The sequence below is a fragment of the Roseibium limicola genome (genome assembly GCF_017313085.1).
Taxonomy (GTDB): domain Bacteria; phylum Pseudomonadota; class Alphaproteobacteria; order Rhizobiales; family Stappiaceae; genus Roseibium; species Roseibium limicola.
Map to the genome: position 1 here is coordinate 173,590 of NZ_JAFLNF010000003.1, position 24,889 is coordinate 198,478.

16 protein-coding genes are annotated in these 24,889 nt (G+C 60.1%); 4 read left to right on the top strand and 12 right to left on the bottom strand.

The genetic code is table 11. The annotated features are described in order from the left end of the window. Nucleotides 1-170 precede the first annotated feature (170 nt). Entirely contained in the window at nucleotides 171-1,349 is a 1,179-nt protein-coding gene (locus J0X15_RS08025; protein ID WP_206939563.1) for a CaiB/BaiF CoA transferase family protein, read from the bottom strand. Nucleotides 1,350-1,613: 264 nt separating this feature from the next. After that, on the bottom strand, nucleotides 1,614-2,105 hold the full coding sequence (locus J0X15_RS08030) for a class I SAM-dependent methyltransferase (protein WP_206939565.1): 492 nt from the start codon (nucleotides 2,103-2,105) through the stop codon (nucleotides 1,614-1,616). A gap of 255 nt (nucleotides 2,106-2,360) precedes the next feature. Here J0X15_RS08030 and J0X15_RS08035 point away from each other — a divergent pair, with 255 nt between their 5' ends. The 3 genes from J0X15_RS08035 (at nucleotide 2,361) to J0X15_RS08045 (ending at nucleotide 8,575) form a co-directional block, all read left to right on the top strand. Further along, nucleotides 2,361-3,212 carry an alpha/beta hydrolase gene (locus J0X15_RS08035; protein WP_206939567.1) on the top strand — a complete coding sequence of 284 codons (852 nt, stop codon included), beginning with the start codon at nucleotides 2,361-2,363 and terminating at the stop codon, nucleotides 3,210-3,212. A 60-nt stretch (nucleotides 3,213-3,272) separates the two neighbouring features. Beyond that, the gene (gene pepN / locus J0X15_RS08040; RefSeq protein ID WP_206939569.1) at nucleotides 3,273-5,918 is read left to right on the top strand and encodes an aminopeptidase N; all 2,646 of its coding nucleotides are present in this window, start codon (nucleotides 3,273-3,275) and stop codon (nucleotides 5,916-5,918) included. Nucleotides 5,919-6,088: 170 nt separating this feature from the next. Beyond that, nucleotides 6,089-8,575 (top strand): ATP-binding protein, encoded by a 2,487-nt coding sequence (locus J0X15_RS08045; RefSeq protein WP_206939571.1) that lies wholly within the window; start codon nucleotides 6,089-6,091, stop codon nucleotides 8,573-8,575. A gap of 97 nt (nucleotides 8,576-8,672) precedes the next feature. Here the strand turns inward: J0X15_RS08045 and J0X15_RS08050 are convergent, their stop codons facing one another. The 5 genes from J0X15_RS08050 to J0X15_RS08070 form a co-directional block, all read right to left on the bottom strand. Beyond that, nucleotides 8,673-11,672 carry a bifunctional [glutamine synthetase] adenylyltransferase/[glutamine synthetase]-adenylyl-L-tyrosine phosphorylase gene (locus J0X15_RS08050; RefSeq protein ID WP_206939573.1) on the bottom strand — a complete coding sequence of 1,000 codons (3,000 nt, stop codon included), beginning with the start codon at nucleotides 11,670-11,672 and terminating at the stop codon, nucleotides 8,673-8,675. Further along, on the bottom strand, nucleotides 11,669-13,081 hold the full coding sequence (locus tag J0X15_RS08055; protein ID WP_209015178.1) for a sensor histidine kinase: 1,413 nt from the start codon (nucleotides 13,079-13,081) through the stop codon (nucleotides 11,669-11,671). Before J0X15_RS08055 ends, J0X15_RS08050 begins: the two co-directional genes overlap by 4 nt. 4 nt (nucleotides 13,082-13,085) lie before the next feature. Continuing rightward, nucleotides 13,086-13,772: a response regulator transcription factor gene (locus J0X15_RS08060; protein ID WP_269439398.1), complete on the bottom strand. Its 687-nt coding sequence runs from the start codon at nucleotides 13,770-13,772 to the stop codon at nucleotides 13,086-13,088. A 227-nt stretch (nucleotides 13,773-13,999) separates the two neighbouring features. Further along, a complete protein-coding gene (locus J0X15_RS08065; RefSeq protein WP_206939579.1) occupies nucleotides 14,000-15,538 on the bottom strand; it encodes a Do family serine endopeptidase in 1,539 nt (512 codons plus the stop codon). Nucleotides 15,539-15,745: 207 nt separating this feature from the next. Continuing rightward, a complete protein-coding gene (locus tag J0X15_RS08070) occupies nucleotides 15,746-16,453 on the bottom strand; it encodes a glutathione S-transferase (RefSeq protein ID WP_209015179.1) in 708 nt (235 codons plus the stop codon). 259 nt (nucleotides 16,454-16,712) lie between these two features. Here J0X15_RS08070 and J0X15_RS08075 point away from each other — a divergent pair, with 259 nt between their 5' ends. Next, the gene (locus J0X15_RS08075; RefSeq protein ID WP_206939581.1) at nucleotides 16,713-17,807 is read left to right on the top strand and encodes a DUF2336 domain-containing protein; all 1,095 of its coding nucleotides are present in this window, start codon (nucleotides 16,713-16,715) and stop codon (nucleotides 17,805-17,807) included. Nucleotides 17,808-18,599: 792 nt separating this feature from the next. On the opposite strand, the gene J0X15_RS08080 is transcribed toward J0X15_RS08075, so the two are convergent. From J0X15_RS08080 to J0X15_RS08100, 5 genes are all read right to left on the bottom strand, one after another. Further along, nucleotides 18,600-19,130, bottom strand: a complete 531-nt coding sequence (locus J0X15_RS08080; RefSeq protein ID WP_206939583.1) for a cytochrome c-type biogenesis protein — start codon at nucleotides 19,128-19,130, stop codon at nucleotides 18,600-18,602. A gap of 10 nt (nucleotides 19,131-19,140) precedes the next feature. Beyond that, the gene (locus tag J0X15_RS08085) at nucleotides 19,141-21,135 is read right to left on the bottom strand and encodes a heme lyase CcmF/NrfE family subunit (protein WP_206939585.1); all 1,995 of its coding nucleotides are present in this window, start codon (nucleotides 21,133-21,135) and stop codon (nucleotides 19,141-19,143) included. Between the two features lie 99 nt (nucleotides 21,136-21,234). Next, entirely contained in the window at nucleotides 21,235-21,672 is a 438-nt protein-coding gene (gene ccmE, locus J0X15_RS08090; RefSeq protein ID WP_206939588.1) for a cytochrome c maturation protein CcmE, read from the bottom strand. A gap of 111 nt (nucleotides 21,673-21,783) precedes the next feature. Then, a complete protein-coding gene (gene ccmI / locus J0X15_RS08095) occupies nucleotides 21,784-22,971 on the bottom strand; it encodes a c-type cytochrome biogenesis protein CcmI (protein ID WP_209015180.1) in 1,188 nt (395 codons plus the stop codon). A 128-nt stretch (nucleotides 22,972-23,099) separates the two neighbouring features. Beyond that, nucleotides 23,100-24,593 carry a hypothetical protein gene (locus tag J0X15_RS08100; RefSeq protein ID WP_206939589.1) on the bottom strand — a complete coding sequence of 498 codons (1,494 nt, stop codon included), beginning with the start codon at nucleotides 24,591-24,593 and terminating at the stop codon, nucleotides 23,100-23,102. Nucleotides 24,594-24,889 lie beyond the last annotated feature (296 nt).

A 24,889-nucleotide genomic window follows, 5' to 3' on the forward strand; every position in this document is an offset into this window, starting at 1 on the left:
TCCCGCGACCCACGGACCATATGCCGTGGGCGGTCGTCCTGTCTCGCTCGCTTAACCCTGGTTCAATAAGGCAAAAAAGCGAATAAGATCTTGACGCAAGGAGACATTGCGACCCCGCATGTAAGGCCTAAACCCCGCGACGTCCAGAGTTCGAAGCGTAACAGAATGTCTCAGTCCACGGGCTTCATGCCTATCTCGGCAAGGATCTCATCCGTGTGCTCACCAAGCTTTGGCGCCGCGCGTTGCAGCACAAGCTCACTGTCGGAGAACTTCAACGGAGTCCGCACCGACGGAACCGTACCGCCCTGAATGCCGGGTGCCTCCAGATCGACACGCATCTGTCGAAAATTCACCTGCGGGTCGTTGAAAACATCCTCGACCGTGTTGATCGGACCGCCGGGAACACCGCGTTCTTCCAGGGATTTCAGCAGATCGTCGCGAGGAAACGTCTGCATTTTCGCACTCAGCAGTGGCACCAGTGCCTCGCGGTTGGCAACACGCGCTGCATTGGTGGCAAAGGCCGGATCGTCGGCAAGCTCCGGCAGCCCCAGGATCGCACAATATTTGCGGAACTGGCTGTCGTTGCCGACGGCCACGATCACATGGCCGTCGCTGACGCCGAACACCTGATAGGGCACAATATTGGGATGAGCGTTGCCGAGACGCTTCGGCGACTTTTCCGTTACAAGATAATTCAGTGCCTGATTGGCCAGGACGCCGGTCAGGCTGTCCAGCAGTGCAAGATCGATCTGCTCGCCAACCCCGGTGACATCACGTTTGCGCAGGGCCGCCAGCACGCCGATCACCCCGTAGAGCCCAGTGAAGATATCAGCGAAGGCGACGCCGATCTTTTGCGGCTCGCCCTCAGGATCACCGGTCAGGTCCATCACCCCGCCCATGCCCTGGATCATAAAGTCATAGCCGGCACGATGGGCATATGGTCCGTCTTGACCGAACCCTGTCACAGAGGCGTAGATCAGTTTCGGATTGATCGCTTTCAGACTGTCATAATCAAGTCCGTACTTGGCCAGTCCACCGACCTTGAAGTTCTCGACCAGAACATCCGCATCAGCAACAAGACGACGCACGGCTTCCTGACCTTCTTCGGTGCGGAAATCGACGGTGACCGAGCGTTTGCCGCGATTGCAGGAATGAAAATACGCGGTATCCCCAGTCGTGCCGTCCTCGTTTTCCAGGAAAGGCGGTCCCCAACCGCGTGTGTCGTCACCAGCGGGACTTTCCACCTTGATGACGTCTGCACCAAGGTCGGCTAGGGTCTGACCGATCCAGGGCCCAGCCAGAATACGGGCAAGCTCGATCACTTTCACACCGGTAAGCGGGGCTGACATGGGTTTCTCCGAAAGGCTGTTCATTCTGGCAAAGCGGCTGCCCATGGCGATACAGGCAGAGCTCGGCCCCTGCAATGGACAGTTCGTCATGAGGTTCGGAAGGAAGGCCCCTTGGTCTTTCTTGAAAGCCCCCGCCCCCTCTGGCGTCATCCCGGGCTTGACCCGGGATCGGGGAGCCACAAGCCTGTCCGACTGAACCGGGCCCACCGCCTCCGGATCTCCGCGAAGGCTGCGTCCTGGGTGACGAGAGAAAGGGTCTAAAACTCAGATCTTCTTGCGGTAGAGGTGATAGCGGCCGGGGCGAATGCCGTCGGGCTTTTCAAGTTCATCAAAATTATCGAGCGCCAACTCCAGTCCGGAAAGCACGTAGCCGCCTGGTTTGCAGCGCGCATCGACGAGCGGCGAAAGCCAACTTTGCGTCGCCAGATCGGTGGTCGGATCGCCTGAGCCGATGTCGGCATGGATGAAGGCCGCCTTTTCCCCCACACGCGGCTCGCAGAACTCCAGCGTTTCGCGGATCTCACCGAAGATCATGAAGTCGCCCTGCGGAATGCAGCTGGGATGGCAAGACAGTTCACGGTCAAAGACGTAAATGTCGCGACCCGGCAAGTTCTCCCGCAAATGATCGTAGGTGCGACCGTTGCCTAACCCCAGCTCCAGAACTGGGCCGGCGACTTCCTTCACCAGATCGGTTACATGTTCCAGCAGGATCTTCTGGGCAGTCAAGCGGCGGATGAAACTGTCGAGGCGGCTCATGCGCTCTCCCTATGGGTTCGTCGTCAGGGGCAGTCGCCACCTTCCGGGATCTGGGCTCACGCCCTTGGTCTCCTTACTTAGGAACGACAAGGCGCAACGTCAAAGGAAGAAGGGCTGTAAAGTCTGCTCCGCACTTCCGGATCAGCTCGGTTGAAAGCTGTCGTCATACCGCTTTCAGCTCTGGCACCCTTGCCGCATGGGCGTCCTCATGCTTCAACCTTGCCAGTTCCCCTCAAGCCTTTTGAAGCGATCCCCATGAGCCCCATACCTACCCAGATCGACGCCGTCCTGGAGATCGAATATGACAATCGCGGACGAGTGCCTGAGCATCCTGCACTGATTGCCGGCTGGCAGGCGGATGCGGCCCGATATCGCACTGAACGCCCCGAGGCCGAATGCGATATCATCTATGGCAGCGCGTCTCGGCAGGTCTTTGATCTGTTTCCCGCCCTGCCCGGAACACCGGAGCGGCAGCGCTCGGTGCTCTTCATCCATGGCGGCTATTGGCAGGCGCTGTCGAAGGATTTCTTTTCGCATATGGCTCGCGGATTGAACGCACGCGGCTTTGACGTCGTGATTGCCAACTACAGCCTGTGTCCGGAGGTCACGGTGAGAGAGATCGAGGAAGAAATGCGCGTGCTGGCAGGCGTGCTGCATCAGCGTTTCGGTCGCAAGCTGATCGTCACCGGACATTCGGCCGGCGGTCATCTGACGGCAAGTCTGTTGGCCACCGATTGGGGAGCCCGCAACCTCCCAGAAGACCTGTGCGACCGTGGCCTGCCGATCTCCGGGCTGTTTGACCTGGTCCCCCTCGTCTCCACAAGCGTCAACACGGCACTGCAAATGACGGAAGCGACTGCGCGTGCGGCCTCACCAATGAAGCTGTCGCCTGCCCCTGGCAGCCGTTTCATCGCCGTCGTGGGTGGCGCGGAATCGTCAGAGTATTTACGCCAATCCCGTCAACTGGTGGAAAAATGGTCTGCGGATGGTGCTTCCGCGGAGCTGGACATTGTTCCTGACGCCAACCATTTTACGGTCATCGCCCCCTTGGCAGATCCGAATAGCGACCTGGTCGATCATCTCGTTGCTCTTGGCAATGAAAGCTGATCTCACACGCAGACCGACTGCCCTACTCACTCAAACCTTATTGCAAGGAGACAGCGTCCGATGCGTTCCGATACGGCGCCTGCCATTCGCCTGGAAGACTACAGCCCGGCTCCCTACACGATCGAGGCTGTTGCTCTTGATATGCAGCTGGCGCCCAAGGCAACGCAGGTCCATGCCCGCCTTACGATCCGGCGGCTGACGGACACTCTGCCCGGCACGCCTCTGGTGCTGGACGGCGGCGGACTGGAGCTGACAAGCCTGAGCGTCAATGGCGTAGCCATCCCGGTGGAGAGCTACACGGTCACGCCCGACAAGCTGGAGCTTCTGTCGCCACCTTCCGAACCGTTCGAGCTGGAAATCGGCACGCGGATCGATCCGGATGCAAACACCCAGCTGGAGGGGCTCTATCGCTCTTCCGGCACCTATTGCACCCAATGCGAGGCCGAGGGTTTTCGCCGCATCACCTATTTCCTCGACCGCCCGGATGTACTGGCCGTCTACACCACCCGTATCGAAGCGCGCAAATCGGAAGCGCCGATCCTGCTGGGCAACGGCAACCCGGTGGAGAGTGGTCCTGTTCCAGACAAACCGGAACGGCATTTCGCCATCTGGCACGACCCGCATCCCAAGCCGTCCTATCTGTTTGCCATGGTGGCCGGCGATCTGGCGCATGTGGCGGACAGCTTCACCACCCGCTCGGGACGGAACGTCGATCTGAAGATCTATGTCGAGCACGGGCGCGAAGACAAATGCGACTGGGCCATGGACAGCCTGAAGCGCTCGATGAGATGGGACGAAGAAGTCTTTGGCTGCGAATATGATCTCGATGTCTTCAACATCGTCGCCGTCTCCGACTTCAACATGGGGGCAATGGAAAACAAGGGCCTGAACATCTTCAACGACAAGTATGTTCTTGCCGATCAGGACACCGCCACCGATCAAGATTACGCCAACATCGAAGCGGTGATTGCCCATGAATATTTCCACAATTGGACAGGCAACCGCATCACTTGCCGTGATTGGTTCCAGCTCTGCCTGAAAGAAGGCCTGACTGTTTTCCGCGATCAGGAGTTTTCCTCCGATATGCGCTCACGCGCCGTCAAACGCATCTCTGATGTGCGGCTGCTGAAATCACATCAGTTCCCGGAGGACGCCGGGCCGCTGGCGCATCCCGTTCGCCCGCGCAAGTACACGGAAATCAACAACTTCTACACAGCCACCGTCTATGAAAAGGGCGCAGAAGTTGTCCGCATGCTGAAGACGCTTGTCGGCGCTGACGGCTTCAAGGCCGGTACTGATCTGTATTTCCAGCGCCATGATGGTGAAGCCACCACGATTGAAGCATTTCTCGCTTGTTTCGCGGAAGTCTCCGGCCAAGACCTCTCGCATTTCGCGCTGTGGTACGAGCAAGCCGGTACGCCGCTTGTCGAGGTGGAGAGCAGCTATGATGCGACGGCACAGAGCCTGACGCTGCAGATCTCGCAAGAGATCGCTCCGCTGCCGGGACAAGCCGACAGCAAGCCAGCGGTCATTCCGATCCGCTTCGGGCTGATCGGCTCAGATGGGGCCGACATGTCCTTCGACAAGGTTGAGGGTGCCGAGGTGCGTCAGGACTGCCTCATCCTCAGCCAGCGCCGCCAGACCGTTCGGTTTTCCGGCGTCAGCGAGCGTCCTGCCCTGTCGCTTTTGCGCGGGTTCTCCGCTCCGGTGAAATTGCATGCGCCCGAGAAGGACCAGGATCTGGCTTTCCGGGCCGCCCATGACAGCGATCCTTTCAACCGTTGGCAGGCCAGCCAGACGCTGGCGACGCAAAGTCTGCTGCGTCTGGTGCGTGCAGCAGAAGCCGGAGAAGAACTCGTCGCCGACAGTGTGGTTCTGGACGTGTTTGGCAGTATCCTCAGTGACGGCAGCCTGGATCCCGCCTTCCGAGCCCTGTCACTTCAGCTGCCGGGCGAAGCCGATCTGGCGCGTGAAATCGGCAAGAACGTCGATCCGACTGCGGTTCTGAAGGCTCGTGATGCGCTCCGCGCTGCGCTGGGCTCGACCCATATGGACCTGCTGCGGGCGGCATTGTCTCAACGCGAAAGTGGCCCGTTTGACCCGGGCGCGGAAGCTGCCGGCAAGCGGGCGTTGGCCAATCAGGCCCTGGCCTATTTTGCCGCCTCCGACGCTAGCGATGCTGCCCTGATCGTCAACGACCTGTTTGACCGGGCAGACAACATGACGGACCGTCTGGCCGCTCTGACACTGCTGGTCCACGGTGACCTTCCCGGCGCTCAGGCGGCACTCGAAGCCTTCAGAAACCGGCATGAAACCTCCTCTCTGGCGCTCGACAAGTGGTTCATGGTTCAAGCCACGGCACCGCTGAGCTCGACTTTGGAGACGGTTCGAGATCTGGCAGGACATCGACTATTCGATGAAAACAATCCGAACCGGGTGCGCTCCCTCGTTCACGCGTTTGCCACCGGCAATCCGTCGCAGTTCGGACGACCCGATGGCGCCGGCTTTAGCTTCGTCGCCGACCATGTTCTGGCGCTGGATGCCCGCAATCCACAGGTCGCGGCAAGACTATTGACCTGCTTCCGCTCCTGGCGCGCCTATGAGGCGCAAAGATCTTCTCATGCAGAAGCTGCGCTTCAACGCATTTCAGAGGCAGAAAACCTGTCGCGAGACAGCCGCGACATCGTAGACCGTTGCCTTCAATAGCTGGATCAAGAACAAATGTTAACGCGACGGCCGATAAGAGCTTTTCGCGTTAACCATTTTTTTCTTTCAGACTCTGGACAAAACCGCGCTCGTGGATTCAAATGAACTGATTCGGCAAGGGGCTTGTCGGGGACAAAACAAAAACTTCAACGAAATCGGGGCGATATCCGATGGCGCGGGCACATGCTGGCAGCGCGTCCACGCGACGCTTTGCCCGAATTCCACAATTGGTGTTAAGCCAGGTCAAAGCATTGCTTTCGGGCCGCAAGACCCTGAGTGCCACGGCACGCAGACGAAGCGCCCTGGCGGGCAGCCTGCGCTTCTGGCGTCATCCAACCTATCAGAGCCTGTTCCGATCCGAGCCGCTGATGCGGCGGGTCATCCCCCTTCTCTGCCTGATTTTCATCGCCTGCCTTGCCACCTACCGCGGCCTTGAACTGAATTTTGAGTATCAGGAAACCGACCGTCGTGCCCGTGACCAGATCTCGCTGATCGCCACTGCCGTTTCCAGCTCGATCAACGCCGTCAAGGACGAGTTGCCGACATTGGGCTATCGCTCGGCTCTGAAGCGGGTTCTCGCCGACAGCCTGCCGTCCGGCGCGACCAGCCACGGGCGCACGATCCTGATGGCCGGACCGACCGGCAAGATCGTCGCCAGCGCACCCTTGCAACCGGATCTGGAAGGCCTGCCGATCCGCGATCTCTTCAAGACACCGCAGCCGCTGATCATCTTCGGAGAACGGGCGGGCGTGCTCAGCGTGCCATCCGCCCTGCATGGCAATGAGGAGGTTGATGCCTTCGCAACGGTCCACCACCTTGACGGTGAGCTTGGCATGATTGCCGTGCTACAGCCGGAAAATGCCATCTTTGCCGAGTGGCGTTCCACCCTCTCCGTCAACGTGACCCTGTTCGTCGGTACCGCCTGCGTGCTGCTGGTGCTGATCTATGCCTTTTACGCCCAGTCGACCCGGGCCGAGCAGGCCGACGAAATGTATGCCTCCACACGTGGCCGCATCGATGCGGCGCTGAACCACGGGCGATGCGGACTTTTCGACTGGGATCTGGCACGCGGACGCATGTTCTGGTCGGCCTCGCTTTATGAGCTTCTGGGCCGTGCGCCGAAGGACGACATTCTGTCGTTTGCCGAAGTGTCCGAGATTGCCCACAGCGACGACATCGATCTGTTCAAGCTGGCGGAAGAGCTGCTGACGACTGGCGAAGCGACCGTCGACAAGACCTTCCGCATGCGCCATGCCGATGGCCGCTGGATCTGGTTGCGGGCCCGCGGTGAAATCCAGCATGAGCCGGGTCGGCATGAGCCGCATCTGATCGGTATTTGCATCGACGTCACCGAACAGCACGAACTGGCAGAACTCAGCCGCACCGCAGACCTGCGCCTGCGCGATGCGATCGAGACAATCTCAGAAGCCTTCGTTCTCTGGAATTCCAAGAACGAACTGGTGATCTGCAATTCCAATTATCAAGCCCTGCACAACCTGCCGGGCCACGCGGTCGTGCCAGGAACCCCCTATCGCGATGTCATGTCGGCTGCTGCCAATGGCCCTGTGTCCACCGGCCCGATCTCAACGGGTCCGGCGACCTATTCTTCTGGTGCAGCGCTTGAACAAATCGCCGCCGCCGGCAGGTCCGGAACGGACGGTTCCTATGAGGCTCAGCTTGAAGACGGCCGTTGGCTGCAGATTTCCGAAAGACGCACCAAAGATGGCGGCTTCGTGTCGGTTGGAACGGACATCACAGATCTGAAGCGCCACGAAGAACAACTGGTCGACCGCGAAAAGCGTCTGAAGGCAACCGTCACCGATCTACAGAAATCCCGTCGCACGCTGCAGACCCAGGCCCAACAGCTCGTCGAGCTGGCCGAGAATTACAACGCGGAAAAGACCAAGGCGGAAGACGCCAACCGGGCAAAGTCGGAGTTCCTCGCCAACATTTCGCACGAGTTGCGCACACCGCTGAATGCGATCATCGGCTTCTCCGACATCATGACCCAGCAGATGTTCGGCCCTCTCGGTGAGGGACGCTACATGGAATACTGCCATGACATTCACAATTCGGGCACCCATCTGCTCACGTTGATCGACGACATTCTCGACATGTCGAAGATCGAGGCAGGTCGGATGTCGATCGACACGGTGCCGCTGAATGCTGCCGAAGCTGCCAGCGATGCCTGCCGTATCATCGCCGCCGCCGCACGAGAAAAAAACATCACCGTTTCCCATGAGGCGCCAGACAGCGCCATGGTTCTCGCTGATCGTCGCGGGCTGAAGCAGGTGTTGTTGAACCTTCTGGCCAATGCGGTGAAATTCACCCCCGACGGTGGAAACGTCTCCCTCGCCGTGGAAGATCAGCCGACAACCATCCGCTTTGCCATCAAGGACACGGGAATTGGCATTTCGAAAGAGGATGTCAAACGGCTGGCGCAGCCATTCGTGCAGGTGGAGAACCAGTTCTCCCGCTCCCACAAGGGCTCCGGCCTGGGGCTGGCCATTGCGCGCTCCCTGGTCGAGTTGCATGGCAGCAAGCTGACCTTGAGGTCAGAAGTCGGCAAGGGCACAACCGTCAGCTTCACGCTCGACAAGGTTGTCACGGAGCCCAGCAAAAGCAACCACGCACGCGCGAAGACTGCCACAGGCTAAAGCTTGCGCTCAGTCGGTGGCTGCGGTCCGTTTCAGAGCTGCCCTGGTTTCGAAGATGGTTGACGCGCGCCAGGCCTTAGCCGCACCGGCCTGCACATCAACCCAGTGCCTCGACCCGTTCCACCGGGCCAACCAGCTCCTCGAACTTCGCCCGGACAGCCTTCTGGGTGTCGGCAAGTTCGATTTCCAGATGCTCCAGATTTGGTGCTCCGGCGGCACGGGTCAGAAGCTCCAGCACACCGCGCGGTGCTTCCTTCAGCTTGAACTTGCCCTCAAGACACATGCGCAGCACCTGGGTCAGCTTGTGATAGAGCCTGAGCGCCTGCAGCAACAGGTCGGCATCGCCCGCCGACAATGAACCGGCATCACGCAGAACTATCAATGCCTCCTCGGTGTTCTGGCAAAACAGCTCCGGATTGCCAGCCCCATCTGCCAATTGCAGAAACTGAGCGAGGAACTCGATGTCGACCAAACCTCCGGCAACCTGCTTCAGATCCCAGATGTCCTTGGTGCCCTTTTCCTTCTCGATCCGCGCCCGCATGTGACGTACCTCATCGCAGAGGGTCTGGCGGTCGCGCTTGCGCGACAGCGTGTTGCAGATGTGGTGGCGGATCTTCTTCTTGAAATCTTGCGAGGTGGTGGCGATCACCCGGCCACGGGTCAACGCCATGTGCTCCCAGGTCCAGGCCTGTTTTTCCTGATAGTCGATGAAGCCTGTCAGATTGGTGGCCAGCGGCCCGGCATTGCCGGACGGCCTCAGGCGAAAATCCACCTCATACAGCGCACCTTCGGCAGTCGGGGCAGAGAGTGCCGTCACCAACCTCTGGGTCAGCCGCGTGTAATACTGCGTGACAGCCAGGGGGCGCTTTCCGTCGGACTGACTGGCGTCTTCCGGTGGCTCATACAGCAGGATCAGATCGAGATCCGACGAGGCGGTCATTTCGCGCCCGCCAAGCTTTCCCATCGCCAGAACCGCCAGCTCACCGCCCTCAATCCGGCCATGGCTTTCCGCGACATGCTCGATCACCCGTGGCAGCAAGGCTTCGATCACCACTTCGGCCAAACGCGCCAGAGCGTCGCCGACCCGGTCGGCGGCCAGAGTATCCGAGATCAGCCGCAGGCCGATCAGGAACACCTGTTCCTGATTGAAGATCCGCGCCCGGTCCAGTGCTTCCTCATAATAGCGTGCCTGGGCCAACGTCCGCTCCAGGCCGACACGAAACTCCTCATGGCTCGGCATGACGCCGAAGAAGGCCGGATCCAGAACACTGTCGAGCACATGAACCCGGCGCGACACGGTTTCCGCCAACCGAGGGGCGGAGCCCATGACTGTGGCCAGCAACGACAAAAGTTCGGGATTGGACTTCAACAGCGAAAACAACTGCACGCCGGCAGGCAGTTTGGCGAGAAACGCATCAAAGGTGCGCAGGGCGGCATCGGCATTGTCACTCAGGCCAAGCGCCATCAGAAGCGTCGGATGCAGCTCAGTCAGCAGTTCCCGCGCCTTGGTCGAGCGTGTCGCGGCATACCGCCCGAAGTGCCAGGCCTTGACGATGTTGGCAGCTTCCACTGCCTGCTTGTAACCAAAGCGCGTCAGGGTCTCCAGCGTGTCCGGGTCATGGTCATCACCGGTGAAGACCAGATTGCCCTCCGAGGAAAGCTCGGTCTCATCCTCGAACAAAGCCGCATATTGCGCCTGAACCCGCTTCAGCCGCTTTACCAGAGCTTCCTCGAAATTCGTGCGTGCGTCATAGCCCATCATAAAGGCGATCTTTTCCAGCCCCTCTTCGTCCTTGGGCAAAAGTTGGGTCTGTTCATCGTTCATCATCTGGATGCGATGCTCGACGTTGCGCAGGAAAACATAAGCCTCATGCAACTCGTCGCGCGCTGACTGCTCGATCCATTTTGCCTCGACCAACGCATCGAGCATGTCCAGCGTCCGGCGTCCGCGCAGGGCGGGGTTACGCCCACCGGCAATCAACTGCTGGGTCTGGACGAAGAATTCGACCTCGCGGATGCCTCCGCGACCCAGCTTCACGTTGTGACCGGCGATGGCGATCTTGCCGTGGCCCTTGTGCCGATGGATCTGGCGTTTGATCGCCTGCACATCGGCGATGGCCGCAAAGTCGAGGTACTTGCGCCAGATGAAAGGAACGATCTCTTTCAGGAACCCCTGTCCCGCCGGAATGTCGCCGGCGCAGGGACGCGCCTTGATCAGCGCCGCGCGCTCCCAGTTCTGGCCGAGGCTCTCGTAGTAGGACAAGGCGGCCGGAAGCGACATGGCAAGCGGCGTCGCCCCGGGATCCGGTCGCAAGCGCAGGTCCGTGCGGAAGACATAGCCCTCCGCCGTTCGCTCTTGCATGATCTTGAGAAGCCGACGGGTCAGGCGGACAAATTCGACTGAGGGTTCCGCGCTGCCGGTGACCGGGGTCTTGTCAGGATCGTAGAGTATGATCAGGTCGATGTCGGACGAGTAATTCAGTTCACGCGCCCCGTGCTTCCCCATCGCCAGCACAATGAACCCGCTGTCTTTCTCCGGATGCTCGGGATCGGGCGGTGAAAACTTGCCCTTGGCTGCCAGTTCGCCGAGCAGATAGCGCAGCGACGCATTCAGGCAGGCATCGGCGAAGTCCGCCAGTGCGCCCGTCACCTGATCCAGTGACGCAGCTCCTGCGATATCCGCCAGCCCAAGGGTCAAGGCCATGTCTTGCTTCAAGAGCCGCAGCGCCTTCATCAACTCGGCTTCCGTCTCCGCCCGGGTCTCGGCAGCATCTGCCAGCAGACGTGCAATGCGACCTTCCGGGCTTTCATGCAAAATGGCACAAAGCCGGACCGGGTCCTGAAGGGCCAGATCACGCAGAAATGCAGAGTTGGCGAAGACGCCGCTCAAAAAGGCCCTGGTTTGCGGCGCCTTTCCACACAGGTCTTCCAATGTGGTGGCAGCCACGCAGCCCTCGTCGAATAGGTCAGCCAGAAACAGCTCGCCCCGCCCTGCTTCACAGCCTCGCGGCACAACCTGCAGGCGTTCGGCCAGAGACCGGATCTCCTCTGCGCCGAGGTCCCCGGTTGCGCCGTCTGTTGCCGCCTGCTTCGTCATGCCTGGCTACCTTCCTTGATATCAATGCTTTCCGGGGTTCCGATGGTTTTCAAATCGAAACTCACATTCAGCCCGGGGGCCGCATTGTGCAGAGAGAGGCTTCCCCCATGCAAGCGGGCAATCGCATTGACGAGGCTTAATCCAAGGCCATAACCCGGCTGGCTGCGGCTCTTGTCGAGACGCACGAAGCGCCCAGACACCCGGTCCATGTCGGCGTTGTCGATCCCGGCGCCGTGATCCCGGACGGAAACCGCGCAGCGGTCCTTGTCCAGCCGGGTGGAGATTTCAATACGGGGAGCTTCCTCGCCGTCCGCACAGCCGTATTTCAGGCCATTTTCAATCAAGTTCACCAATCCTTGGGCGATCAGTTCCCGGTTGCCCAGAACGGTCTGTCCCTGCGCCACGTCGACATCCAGAGATCCACCAAGATCTTCCAGCACAGGCTGGTAGAGGTCGGCAACCTCCTCGACCACCGCAGAGAGGTCGACAGGCCCCATTCCGGCTTCCGGTGACATGGCCTCGACGCGGGCAATGCGCAGCAGGGCATCAAAAATGCGGATCAACCCGTCGCTGTCATCAAGGGTCGCCTCCATGGCTTGACGGTAGTCATCATCGGTCTTCGCCTCACGCAGGGCCGTCTCGACACGTGTGCGCAGCCGGTTCAGCGGTGTCTTGAGGTCATGGGCAATGTTGTCGGTGACTTCTGTCATGCCCTGCATCAACAATTCGATGCGCTCCAGCATGTCATTGAGATTACCGGCCAGCCGGTCGAATTCGTCGCCATTTCCGGCAACCGGCAAGCGCCGTGTCAGGTCGCCTTCCATGATCGTGCGGCTGGTGGCGGCAATCCCGTCGATGCGCTTCATCACCCGGCGGGAGACAAAGAACCAGGTCGCTCCAGCCATCAGAATGACCGAAATCAGCCAGAACTGCAGCGCATCGGAAAAGACATTGGCAAAGCGTTGCTGTTCACCGAGATCGCGCCCGACAAGCACTCTGTAGCCACCGCGCAACTCAAAAATGCGCACCAGCGCCTCGCCGCTTTCCGTGCTGCCCTCGCCGGTGCTGCGGGTATAGCGCATGCGCTGCACGTCGCCGTCAGCTTCCTCCAGCACGATGGTCGGCAGTTGCGGAATGTTGCCCACCAGCGGGTTGCCGGCGAAGTCGACGAGCAGATACAGGCTGGCATCGGGGCGCCGGGCCCGGCGCTCCATGCTCTCCACCAGAGCGCGCACACCGCCGCGCACATATTCCTCGCTCAAGCCGGTGATTTCAGCATCCACTGTCTGCACCACCTGCGCCGCCATGATCTGGTTGGTGGTGCGGGAGATGTAGATCAGCAGAAAGCCCGAGAGGGCGGTGAACACCACCAGATACAAAAACGACAGCTTGAAAGCTGTCGTTCTCATGAGCCTAGTCAGCCATGTCACGGATAGAATACCCCGCGCCTCGAATTGTGTGCAGCAGCGGCCGATCGAAATCCTTGTCGATCTTGCCACGCAGCCGTGAAATATGAACGTCGATGACGTTGGTCTGCGGGTCGAAGTGGTATTCCCACACGTTCTCCAGAAGCATGGTCCGGGTCACGACCTGACCGGCATGCTGCATGAGATACTCCAACAGGCGGAACTCACGCGGCTGAAGGGTGATTTCCTTGTCACCGCGCCGGCAGGAGTGCGCCATACGGTCGAGGATGAGTTCGCCAACCTGATAGGTTGTCGCCACCTCGCCACCGGCCTTTGGACGACGCCCGAGCGCTTCCACCCGAGCCAGAAGCTCAGTGAAGGCATAAGGCTTGGGCAGATAGTCATCGCTGCCCGCCTTCAGGCCTTTTACTCGGTCATCCACCTGGCCAAGCGCAGACAGGATCAGAACCGGCGTCTGGTTGGACTGGGCCCGCAGGGCCTCGATCACCGACAGCCCGTCGCGCTTCGGCAACATGCGATCCACGATCAACACGTCGTAAGCCACGTCGAGTGCCATTTCCAGACCGCTCTCGCCGTCACTGGCGTGATCGGCGACGTGTCCGACTTCCTTCAAACCCTTGGCCAGGTATGCCGCTGCTTCGGCGTCATCCTCGATAATCAAAATCCGCATCATGTCTTCCTTTTAGTCGCTCCACCAACGTTGACAATCCTCCCTTCCAAAAGAACTCCGGCGGCAGATCCACTGTGGGATCTGCCGCCGGCAGGTCGACTTCCTCAGGGGATCTGAGGGGGGCTTTCGAACCCCTGGGAAGCCTATGCTCCGGTGCGCAGTTTTTGCGATTCCGCACCGGACAATTCCGACCCGACTAAACTAGCCGTTCGAAAAACTAACGTTTTCAATCACCCAAGGTTCATCGGCAGAGCAACAAATCGGGTTGCTTCGTTGCTTTCAACCCGGAAAAGAACGGCTTTCCGACCTTCCTTTTCAGCCTTCTTGACAGCCTCAACCACGTCATTCGGTGTCTTCACCTCGGCTCCCGCGACGGCCAGAATGCGATCTCCACGACGCAGACCCTTTTCAGCAGCGGCCCCATCAGGATCGATTTCGGCGATGACAACGCCATCGCCTTCGACGCCGGCTTCCTGGGCGGTGAGAACCGTCAGGCCGAGGTCTTCAAGCGTGGTTTCCTCGGATTCCGTCGGAGCGGCCTCTGCCACCTGTTCGGCATCCTGCAAACGGCCGAGCTTCACCGTGACGTCCTTTTCCGACCCGTCACGCCAGACGGTGATGTCGACGTCGGTGTCAGGCGAATAAGCGGCAATCATCTTGGACAATTCACGCGGCCCATCGACCGAGTTTCCGTCCACCGCCAGAATGGTGTCACCGGAGATCAGGCCGGCCTTGGCTGCCGGGCCGTCTTCCTGTGCATCCGCAACGATGGCGCCCTTGGCTTCCTTCAGGCCGAGGCTTTCGGCAATGTCGTCGGTGACGCCCTGAATGTGGACACCGAGCCAACCACGCACCACGGAACCATCATCCTTGAGGTCCATGATCACGTCTTTCGCCGTGCTCGACGGGATGGCGAAGGCGATGCCGACGTTGCCGCCAGACGGCGAGAAGATCGCAGCGTTCACGCCGATCACTTCACCCTTCATGTTGAAGGCCGGACCGCCGGAGTTGCCTCGGTTGACCGGTGCATCGATCTGGATGAAGTCGTCGTAAGGGCCAGCGCCGATGTCACGACCACGGGCAGAAACGATACCGGCCGTTACTGAGCCGCCGAGCCCAAACGGGTTCCCGATCGCCACAACCCATTCACCGACATTCGGCGCGCCATCGGCGAACTTGACGTAGGTGAAGTCGCGGTCCGCGTTATCGACCTTCAGCAGTGCCAGATCCGTGCGCTTGTCGGCGCCGACGAGCTTGGCATCGAATTCCTTGCCATCATCGGTGACGACGGTGAACTCGGTACCCTTGTCGATGACGTGATGGTTGGTGACGAGATAGCCGTCCTCAGAGATGAAGAAGCCGGAGCCCTGGGACATGCCATATCGGTGCGGACGCTCACGCTTCTGCGACTCATCGGACTTGGGACCATTCTCTCCGAAACGACGGAAAAAGCGATAAAGCGGGTGGTCCTTCGGCAGCTCGTTGAAGAACTCATCGAAGTCATTGCCACCGAAGTTCATCATCTTCGGTTCGATTTCCTGCTTGACGCGAACGCTGACCACGGCCGGCTGAACCGCCTGGACAACAGGCGAAAAGTCCACCGGACCGGCAACGTCGACCTTGACCGGATCGGCCAGGGCAAAGCCTTGCGGCAAAACGGTTTGGGCACTGAAAGCACCGGCAATGCCGAGCATCATGGCGCCTGCCAGGAGGCGGCCCTTGGTTGCACGCAGGCCAGTTTTTTTCGGGGTGCTGCTGGTGGCTGTCATAATCGTCTTCCTCACACAGGTAGGTCAGAAACAGAGTTCACAACGGCGGCGGCCCGTCGCGGGGAGCGATGACCGGCGTCTTGTTGACCGTGACTATGGAGAGGGCAGTCTTACCGCTGTCTGACCGCGAGATTAAGCTTTTGTAATGTGCTCGGGTTTGGCGGTTTTCGGGGAAAAATCAGAAGTTACGAGCGTAACGATAAGGGCTCAAGACGGCTCCGGAAACACCACCACCGCGTCATCTGCCTGCCATTTGGCATATTTCGTCATGATTGAGCCGAATCTGGCAGACGTCTCAAACGCCTGAAGAAGGCCGATCAACTGCGGCCAGGGTTCGGAATCGAACCAGGCCCGATCCACATTGGCGAACTGGCGCAGAAACGGCAGGAAGGCATAATCGGCCAGCGAGGCGCGATTTCCAAAGAGCCACGGCGAGATCGCAAGACGCTCGTTGATCCCTCGCAGAAAGACGGCAGCAGCCTCCCGTTCCACTGAGGCATTCGCTTCCGGATAGCGAGTGTCATACTTGAACCTGTCGAGATGCCGCTTGAAAGGCCCGTCAACTTCGGTAATCAGCGCCAGCATCTCGTCCAGACTGCCAAGCTCCGGAGACAGCCAGCCAGACGGGTCCCGCTGGCGCAAGGCCCAGAGCATGATATCGAGGCTTTCATCCATCACCTCCCCATCCCTCGTCAAAAGGCAGGGAACCGTCGCGCTCGGGCTGGTTGCCAGAAACTCCGGCGCCTTGTCGCGCAGAACAATTTCGCGCAGCTCCACCTGCAGGCCAGTTTCGGCAATCGCCAGTCTCGCCCGCATCGCATAAGGACAGCGGCGAAAGGAATACAGCAGCGGCAGCGCGGCTGTCGTGGGCATCGGCGCCGAAGAAAAGCTTGCGGAAGAGGTTGTGTCGATCATGCGAGGGTTTTGCTGCCAAGACGGAAAAGGGTCAAGTCATCTCGACGGCTCCCGCCGCTATCATCACGTTGAACGACCTGACCTGAAAGCGCAAAACCTCAAGCAACCTAGTAATTATTGACATTATTTACATTGTATTTTTTCAGTTAAAACTTCTGTTTACCACATAAAAACTGAAATCATCCAACAGGCGCAAGATTCAGATAATTTTCAACATAATCCCCCATGTATATGATCGAAACAACCAGGATAAGACCATATGCTTTCATCGCTAATAGAGCTCGCCAAGGAAAGTGACAGCGAGAAACGCCGCGAGCTTCTAGGGCATGTCTCCGCGCTGTTCATCGCAGGGGCCGAGCGTTACACGAATGAAGAAAAGACCCTGTTCAATGGCGTCATGAGACGCCTTGCGGAGCTGGTCGAAGTGGGGGACCGACAGGCGTTGGCGGAAGACCTCAGCAAGGTCGACCAGACTCCTCACGATCTGGTCATGCAGCTGGCCAACGACAACATCGTCATCGCCCGCTACATGCTGCAATATTCTGATGTTCTGACCCAAGCCGATCTGATGCATCTTGCCAAGACCAAGAGCCAAGGCCATCTGCTTGCCATTTCCAAGCGCGATCATCTGGAAGCCCGCCTGACCGATGTCCTGCTGGAACGCGGCGAACAGCCGGTGCATCACTCTGTTGCAGAAAACCCGGGCGCCGAGCTTTCAAACTGGGGAGCCCGATTCCTGATCAAGCTGGCGGACAAGGACGAGACCCTGCGGGACAACCTGCTCAGTCGACAAGACCTGACAAAAAATCATTTCGACAAGCTCATCGATCAATTGCCGGAAGACGAAGGCAAAAAGCTGCGTCATCTGTACGTGAGCAACGAGAAACTGGTGGAAGACCTGTTCCATGAAGCCAGCAAAGTGGTGGCCGCCAGTACACTTGATCGAAAAAAATCGCGGATCAACACCAAGGTGGACATTCGCGACATCCGCAACGAGCGCAAGGATCTGAACAAGGTGTTTGCCGAATATGCCATGTCCAACCGGCTTCTTGATCTGTCTTTCCTGCTCGCCGACCTGGCGGAAATCGACCAAAAGCATGTCATCAACGTCATCCTGCGGATGGAAATCGACGGGATTGCGATTCTCTGCAAGTCCCTCGATGTCGGAGAGACCGAGTTCGGGAATTTCTGCCGGGCGCGGTGCGGCATGCTGAAGCTGCAGTGCTCAATCGCCGACAACTGGATGGCGGACTACCGCGTTTTGAGCAAGGCCGACGCCAAGCGGGTGGTTCGGTTCCTTAAAGTTCGACTGAAAACGATGGAACACAGCGACACGTTGAAACAGGCCTCCTGAGGCGATACTGACGGCTCCTTCTCGACGTAGCCCCGTCCGGATACATCGGCATGGATTACCGGATCAAGTCCAATCATGACGTGGAGTGAGAGGCAGAGGCCACGAGAGACACACCGCCGTCATCCTCGGCCCTGTGCCGAGGATCCAGTCCTTCCCCATCGGCCAGACGGCAACCGAGCAGCGCCGCAAAAGTCTGGATCCCCGCCTGCGCGGGGATGACGGGAGAGAACGCGTGGCACCGCCCGCCGCCGTCATCCCATGGCGCGACCATGGGATCCATGCCGCACCCGAGCCCCACGACCAGCCCTTCGTTGACCCGAGACGGCACGGCATGGATTGCCGGATCAAGTCCGGCAATGACGGAGTGAGAGGCAGGGGCCGCGGGAACCCACCGCCGTCATCCTCGGCCCTGTGCCGAGGATCCAGTCCTTTCCCCATCGGTCAGCCGGCAACCGAGCAGCGCTGCCAAAGTCTGGATCCCCGCCTGCGCGGGGATGACGGAGGGAGAATGCGCGGCACCGCCCATCGCCGTCATCCCATGGCGCCACCATGGGAGCCATGCCGATACGTCTCGACAGGCGACAGATTTCCCGAAAAGCACCTAAACGGCATGGACTACCGGATCACCTCCGGCAATGACGGAGCTAGGGGGAACGACAATGGCGAAAGACGTGATCAGAAACAGCTAAAATGCCCAGCGTCAATCCACGGCCCGATCACGGGAGCCATGCCGAAACCGTGCCCAACGGCCAGCCCTCGTTGACCCGAAACGGCACGGAAAAGACGTTCGGCTCAGGACCTATGTTCCCGGTCTTTGTCCAACTCAGTGTCCTGCGTATCGATCTGATCGATCAGCAGCGACAGGCGCGCCTCTTCTTCTGCTGACAATCGGGCGTCTGTCCCTTCCCCGGCCAGCGCTTTGCGCCGCCTGACGCTCAGCCAAAGGGCGAAGATGCCGAGCAAGAGTGCGGCAGGAGGGACAACCCACAGCGCTGCGTTATGCCAGGCAAAGCGTGGCTTTAGCAGCACGAACTCACCATAGCGCGAGACCAGGTAGTCGATGACTTGTGTGTCCGTGTCGCCGGCAACAAGCCGCTGGCGCACCAGCACCCGCAGATCCTTGGCCAGCTCCGCATCGCTGTCGTCGATCGACTGGTTCTGGCAGACCAGACACCGCAGCTCGGCAGAGAGTTCTCGGGCGCGGGCCTCAAGCACAGGATCATCGAGGATCTCGTCCGGTGTCACCGCATAGGACGGCAGCAGAGCGGCACCCAACACGAGTGCAATGAGCAGGGCCTTGAAGGTGGTCTGAAGTCTGTTCATGAGCAGCGCCCTATTCTGCCGCAACGGCGGCGGATTTGGCGCGGGTCTTTTTGCGCGCCGGAGTGGGCGCGCCAACCCGCAAGCGCCGGTCGCCAATCGAAACGACGCCACCGAACGCCATGATCACGCAGCCAATCCAGATCAGCGTGATCAGTGGCTTGTGATAAATGCGCACATCAACCCCGCCATCCTCACGCGCTTCACCCAGCGACAGATAAATTTGCGAGAACCACGACGTCAGAATGCCCGCTTCGGAGGTCGGCATGCGGCTGGCCTGATAGACCCGCTTGGCCGGCTCCAGCTGTGCCACCTCCACGCCACCGCGTCGCAGCGAGAAAAGCCCGACATCTTCCTGATAGTTTGGCCCCTGACGTGGGATCAAACCGTCGAAAGTCACCTCATAGCCTGCCAGCTCGACTGAGCTACCCGGCTTCATGGTCAGGATATGCTCTTCCTGAAACGCCGAGGCGGTGACGATGCCGAGAACGGCAACCCCGACGCCGAAGTGCGCAATCGACGTTCCCCAGGCAGAACCTGGCAGACCGATCAGCCGCGACAGCGCACGGCGCGGCCCAATATCGAACAGCTTGACCCGGCCCAGTAGCTCGACGATCGAGCCGAGCATCAGCCAGACAGCCAGCCCGACACCCAATGGCGCCAGGGCGGAGGCACCACCCCACAGCCAATAGGTGAAGAGCACTGCCAGAAAGGCCAGACCAAAGGCTGCGTAAAGCCGCTGGCAGGCGGCCAGCAGATCGCCGCGTTTCCAGGCCAGAACCGGCCCGAAGGGCACGGCCATCAACAGCGGGATCATCAGCGGCCCGAAAGTCAGATTGAAGAACGGTGCGCCGACGGAGATCTTCTCGCCGGTCACCACATCCAGCACCAGCGGATACAGCGTGCCGATGAGGACAGCGGAGGCGGCCGCCGACAGGAACAGATTGTTGAGCACCAATGCGCCTTCGCGGCTGATCGGCGCGAACAAGCCGCCCTGTTTCAGCATCGGTGCACGCCAGGCAAACAGCGACAGCGATCCACCGATGAAAAACGTCAACAGCCCCAGAATGAAGACGCCGCGCTCCGGATCTGTGGCAAAGGCATGCACTGATGTCAGCACACCGGAGCGCACCAGAAATGTGCCCAGCAACGACAGGGAGAAGGCGAAGATGGCCAGAAGCACGGTCCAGACCTTCAGGCCCTCGCGTTTTTCCATGACGATCGCCGAATGCAGCATCGCCGTTCCGACCAGCCAGGGCATCAGCGAGGCATTTTCGACCGGATCCCAGAACCACCAGCCGCCCCAGCCGAGCTCGTAATAGGCCCAGTAGGAGCCCATGGCGATGCCAAGCGTCAGGAACACCCAGGCCAGCAGCGTCCAGGGCCGCACCCAGCGCGCCCAGGCGGCATCAATGCGCCCGAGGATCAGCGCGGCAACCGCAAACGAGAAGGTGATGGAAAAGCCGACATAGCCGATGTAGAGCAACGGCGGATGGATCGCGAGGCCGATGTCCTGCAGGATCGGGTTCAGCCCCTGCCCTTCCATCGGTGGCGTCGCGATACGTTCGAACGGGTTCGATGTGATCAGCAGGAATGCCAGGAAACCTGTCGTCACCCAGGCCTGGACGGACAGCGTTGCTGCGCGCAAGGGAGCTGGAATATTGCGACCGAAATAGCCGACCAGCGCGCCAAAGAACACCAGGATCAGGATCCACAGCAACACCGAGCCTTCGTGGTTTCCCCAAACGCCGGAGATCTTGTAGATCAGCGGTTTGGCCGAATAGGAATTGGCGTAGACGTTGAGAACGGAAAAATCCGACGTCAGATAGGCAATGGTCAGGCTGACAAACGACAGGCTGACGAGCAGGAACAGGCTGATGGACACGGGCGGCGCAATCGCCATCAGCGCCCGATCCTCCCGCAAGGCTCCGACCAGCGGCAGAACGCACTGAACCAGCGCGAGCGCGAATGCCAGCACCAGGGCGTAATGTCCAAGTTCAACAATCATGCGTCTTGTCCGTCCTCACCGTGGCGATCCATTGCGCCGCGGCCCCTGCGTTTCCTCATAGCGGATCGCCCCTTGCGTCCCGCCACCCAATGTGGCCACTCAGTCTGCGCCTTGCCAGACGCCTTTTTCCTTTAGTGCTTCGGCCACTTCCTTGGGCACGTAATTCTCGTCGTGTTTGGCCAACACGCTGTCGGCGGCGAAGACCCCGTCCGGGCCGACCACGCCTTCGGCCACCACACCTTGCCCCTCACGGAAGAGATCCGGCAAGATCCCCTTGTAGGTGACGGCGATGGTGCTGACCAAGTCGGTGACCGTGAAGGCGACATGGGCATCGTCGGAACGCACGACAGAACCTTCCTCGACCAGGCCGCCGAGGCGGATCCTCTGACCTGCCGGAATGGACTTCTGCGCGATATCCGTCGGGCTTTGAAAGAAAACGATCTGGTCGCTGAGGGCAAACAGGATCAGGCCGACGGCCAGCGCCAGAACAGCCCCGGCGACGCCAATCAAGGTCAGGCGCCTTTGCTTGCGTGTCATGTTTCGCGTCCGTCCTCTCGCAACTCGTTCCTCAAACCCGGCTGGCGCGATCCCTCACCGCTCATTCAGCCTGCCGGGCCATCTTCGTTTCGTCGTGAAGCCTCGGCTCGGTTAAAGCCCGAGACTGGTGGCCAGGGCATTGATCTGTGCCAAAGCTGCCTCATCTTCGGCCAGATCCTCTCGCGCCAGTAACAGGGCATCGCGTGCCTCGGCCTCGCGACCCAGAACCATCTGAGCCCGTAGCAATCTCTGCCAGTCCTGCAAGGATCCACCTGCCCCGCGCAACCGGTCCTTGAGGCCGCTTACCATACCCTCGATCATAGCGGAACGGTCGGCGTCGCTCATTTGCGCCGCCTCAGCCACCGCAGCGGCATCCGGACCGGGCTGACCAGGTGCAGCAGGTTGGGCCAGCGCCGCAGTTGCGCCAGTCAGCTTGGCAAGTTCGGCACGGGCAACGGGCACCCAGGATTCCGTTTCGTCGGCGCCATCGAGCAGCTTGCGCCAGGCGGCCACCGCGGCTTCGCGATTGCCGTCCTGGGCCAAGGCAATCGCCAGGAAGAAGCGGGGTTTGACCGCGTCGGCGTCCAGCTCGACGGCGGCTTCGAAAGCCGCCTGAGCGGCGGCACTGACGATGCCGTTGTTGGCGGCGGCAAGTGCTTCGCCCATGTCGGTCTGGCGCGTCGCGCTTGAGCCCAAAAGCCGGATGACATTGTCATAGGCGCGCGCAGCTTCCTCCGGGCGGTTCAGCCGCATATAGACCGGAGCAATCACTTCCCAGCCCTTGCCGTCCTGCGGATTTTGCGCCAGATGACGCTCCACGCGGGCCACCAGTTCGCCAACTGACTGGCCTTCCACCGGCGCCTGAAGCCGGGCAATCAATGGACTGTCAGGCTGGTCGGGGCTGCCGAGCATCAGATACATGCCGAGGGTCACTGCGGGCAGGAAGACAAGCGCTGCAAGGACAGCCGCCCGGCGCAAAACGCGGCTCGAAGCTGGCGCAGAGGCTTCACGACGCGTTCTCGCATCTTCGGCGGCCAGCAGCCGCCGGGCAATTTCAGTGCGGGCGGCGTCAAACGCCTGATCGTCGATCAGTCCGCGCACCCGGTCACGCTGCAGTTCCTCAAGCTGAGCCCGGTAAACCTCGGCATCCTGATCCAGGTCCGGTGCAGCAATGCCCACGGACGCGTTTTCAGGCACGCTTTCAGGCCTGCTGCGGGTGCGCGTCAAAGGCACTAGAACAGACAGGGCGGCGGCGGCCGTCAAGGCAGCTATGGCAATCCAGAATATCATGGTCGGCATATAGACCCGCAGCCGGGCTGGAAGGCAAGCGCCGTCGCTGTGACCGAGGGTCGCAAGTGTGTGATCGCAGGGTGAACAGGGACCTGGGTGGGCCTAAGCCGCCAGCGCAAGCAAACCACAAACTCTGCCTAGCCGGCAGCCAGTTCCTTGACCTTCGGCTTGCTCAGGCCTGGCATTGGGGATGCCTTCGCATGCTCCTTGGCATAGGCGACGGCGCTGTGGCGCGAACGCCGCAACTGTTGTGCATACTCGGCGCCGTAATAAATCTCCGACAGCATGATCGCCACGTCGACAGCCGCCATATGGGCTTCCATCGCCCGCCCGTGCTGCTTGCGCAATTCGCTGATCAGCGAGCGGGTCAGGATTTCCAGGGTCTGTTCGACAGCCTGACGGGTGCGCTTGCCCAGGTCGTTGACCGCGAATGTCTCAGACGCCTTGCCGACCATGACGACCACACGCAGGGCACGAACCGCGTCGTTGATCACATCCTGATCGATCTCAAACCGACCCGTCGCATCAACCCCCGGCACTTGCAGGGAGCGGCGCACCACGGCGTGGGCGCTCGACAGCTCGCGGCTGACGATATCGGATATCGACTTCTTGGTGTTGGCCAGTCGCAGCCGCCAGTCACCGGCCTGAGACAGGTCCATGTCCCGTTCCACGCCCTTGACCAGGGTATGATATTCCTGCAGCGCCTGAGAGAAGGCCACCGGATCCGGATTGTTGGAGCGGTGCGCCTCGGCCAGAATGTTCAGCCGTTCGGCTTCACTCATCACCATATTCACAAACGGCGCATAGGGTGACTGACCAATAACCCTGGGGTCTTCGGAGCGCGCCAGTCGGCCGGCAAAGCTGCAGAGGGCGGACGGACGGTCGGCCCGGTCCAGCAGCGCCGCTGCCACGACGGAATTGTAATCCGGAAACCGCTTGGCTGCCTTTTCCACCAGGTTCAGAATGTCGGGATCGCCTTTCAGGCGGTTCTCACTGAGACTTTCCGGAACGGCGTTGAGGAAGGGCACCAGCCAGGTTTCAGCGGCAAAAATCTTGTTGATGTCACGCAGATCTGCAAGGCCACGCTCGCCGCCCATTTCCATGGCCAGACGGCGGTATTCCTTTTCCGAGGCCGAGCCACGATCCAACGCTGCCGACATAGCCTCGACTGAGCGGCGGCGCAGAGCGCGCACCATGTCATCGAGACGGTCTTCGCTGAGCACGCCCTTCTCGATTTCTCCGATCAGCTTTTCAATGTCATTGCGCAGGAGATCGCGGGAAATCCAGTTCCAGACCTTGGACAGCATCGGGCGGTGAACACGGCCCTCCTGCTTTTCCGGAAGCTTCTCGTTAATCAGGAACTCTTCGAGCGGATTGAAGAACAGACGCGGCACCATCTCGCGGCCATTGGCATTCATCTTCAGATCTTCGGGGACGAAGTCCTCATCCTCGGCAAGAATCTCCGTGCGCAGCAGATCGACCGATGCAGCCAGGATCAAATCAACGTAGGGATCAGCCGAACCGGACGCCCGTTTGCGCTCAAGCGTCCGGACAAGCGTTCGCACAGCCTGCGGGCTCAATTCCTGCAGGTACGTTTTAATTTTGCTCGTTACCAGTTCAGAGTGGGTCATAAGCGGCTGTGGTCTTCTCGGCATACCAATGCGCGACCATAGCCGGGGAAGGCTTAAACAATGGTTGAAAAACCCTCTTAAATACGCTTGTCAAAAATCGCGAAAGATGTGCGCCAACAAGCGCTTAGGACTGGCGATATTTAACGCTGGGGTTTCCGCCGTTTCTGTGGAAAAGCACGCCCTTGCAAGATGCCGGAAAAATCGGCCTCCGGAAATTTTCCTAGGCATAAATATCAGGATGGGGAGAGGAATCTTCTCCCTATGTGCGCAAGCCTGAAATCAGCCCAGCTTTTCGC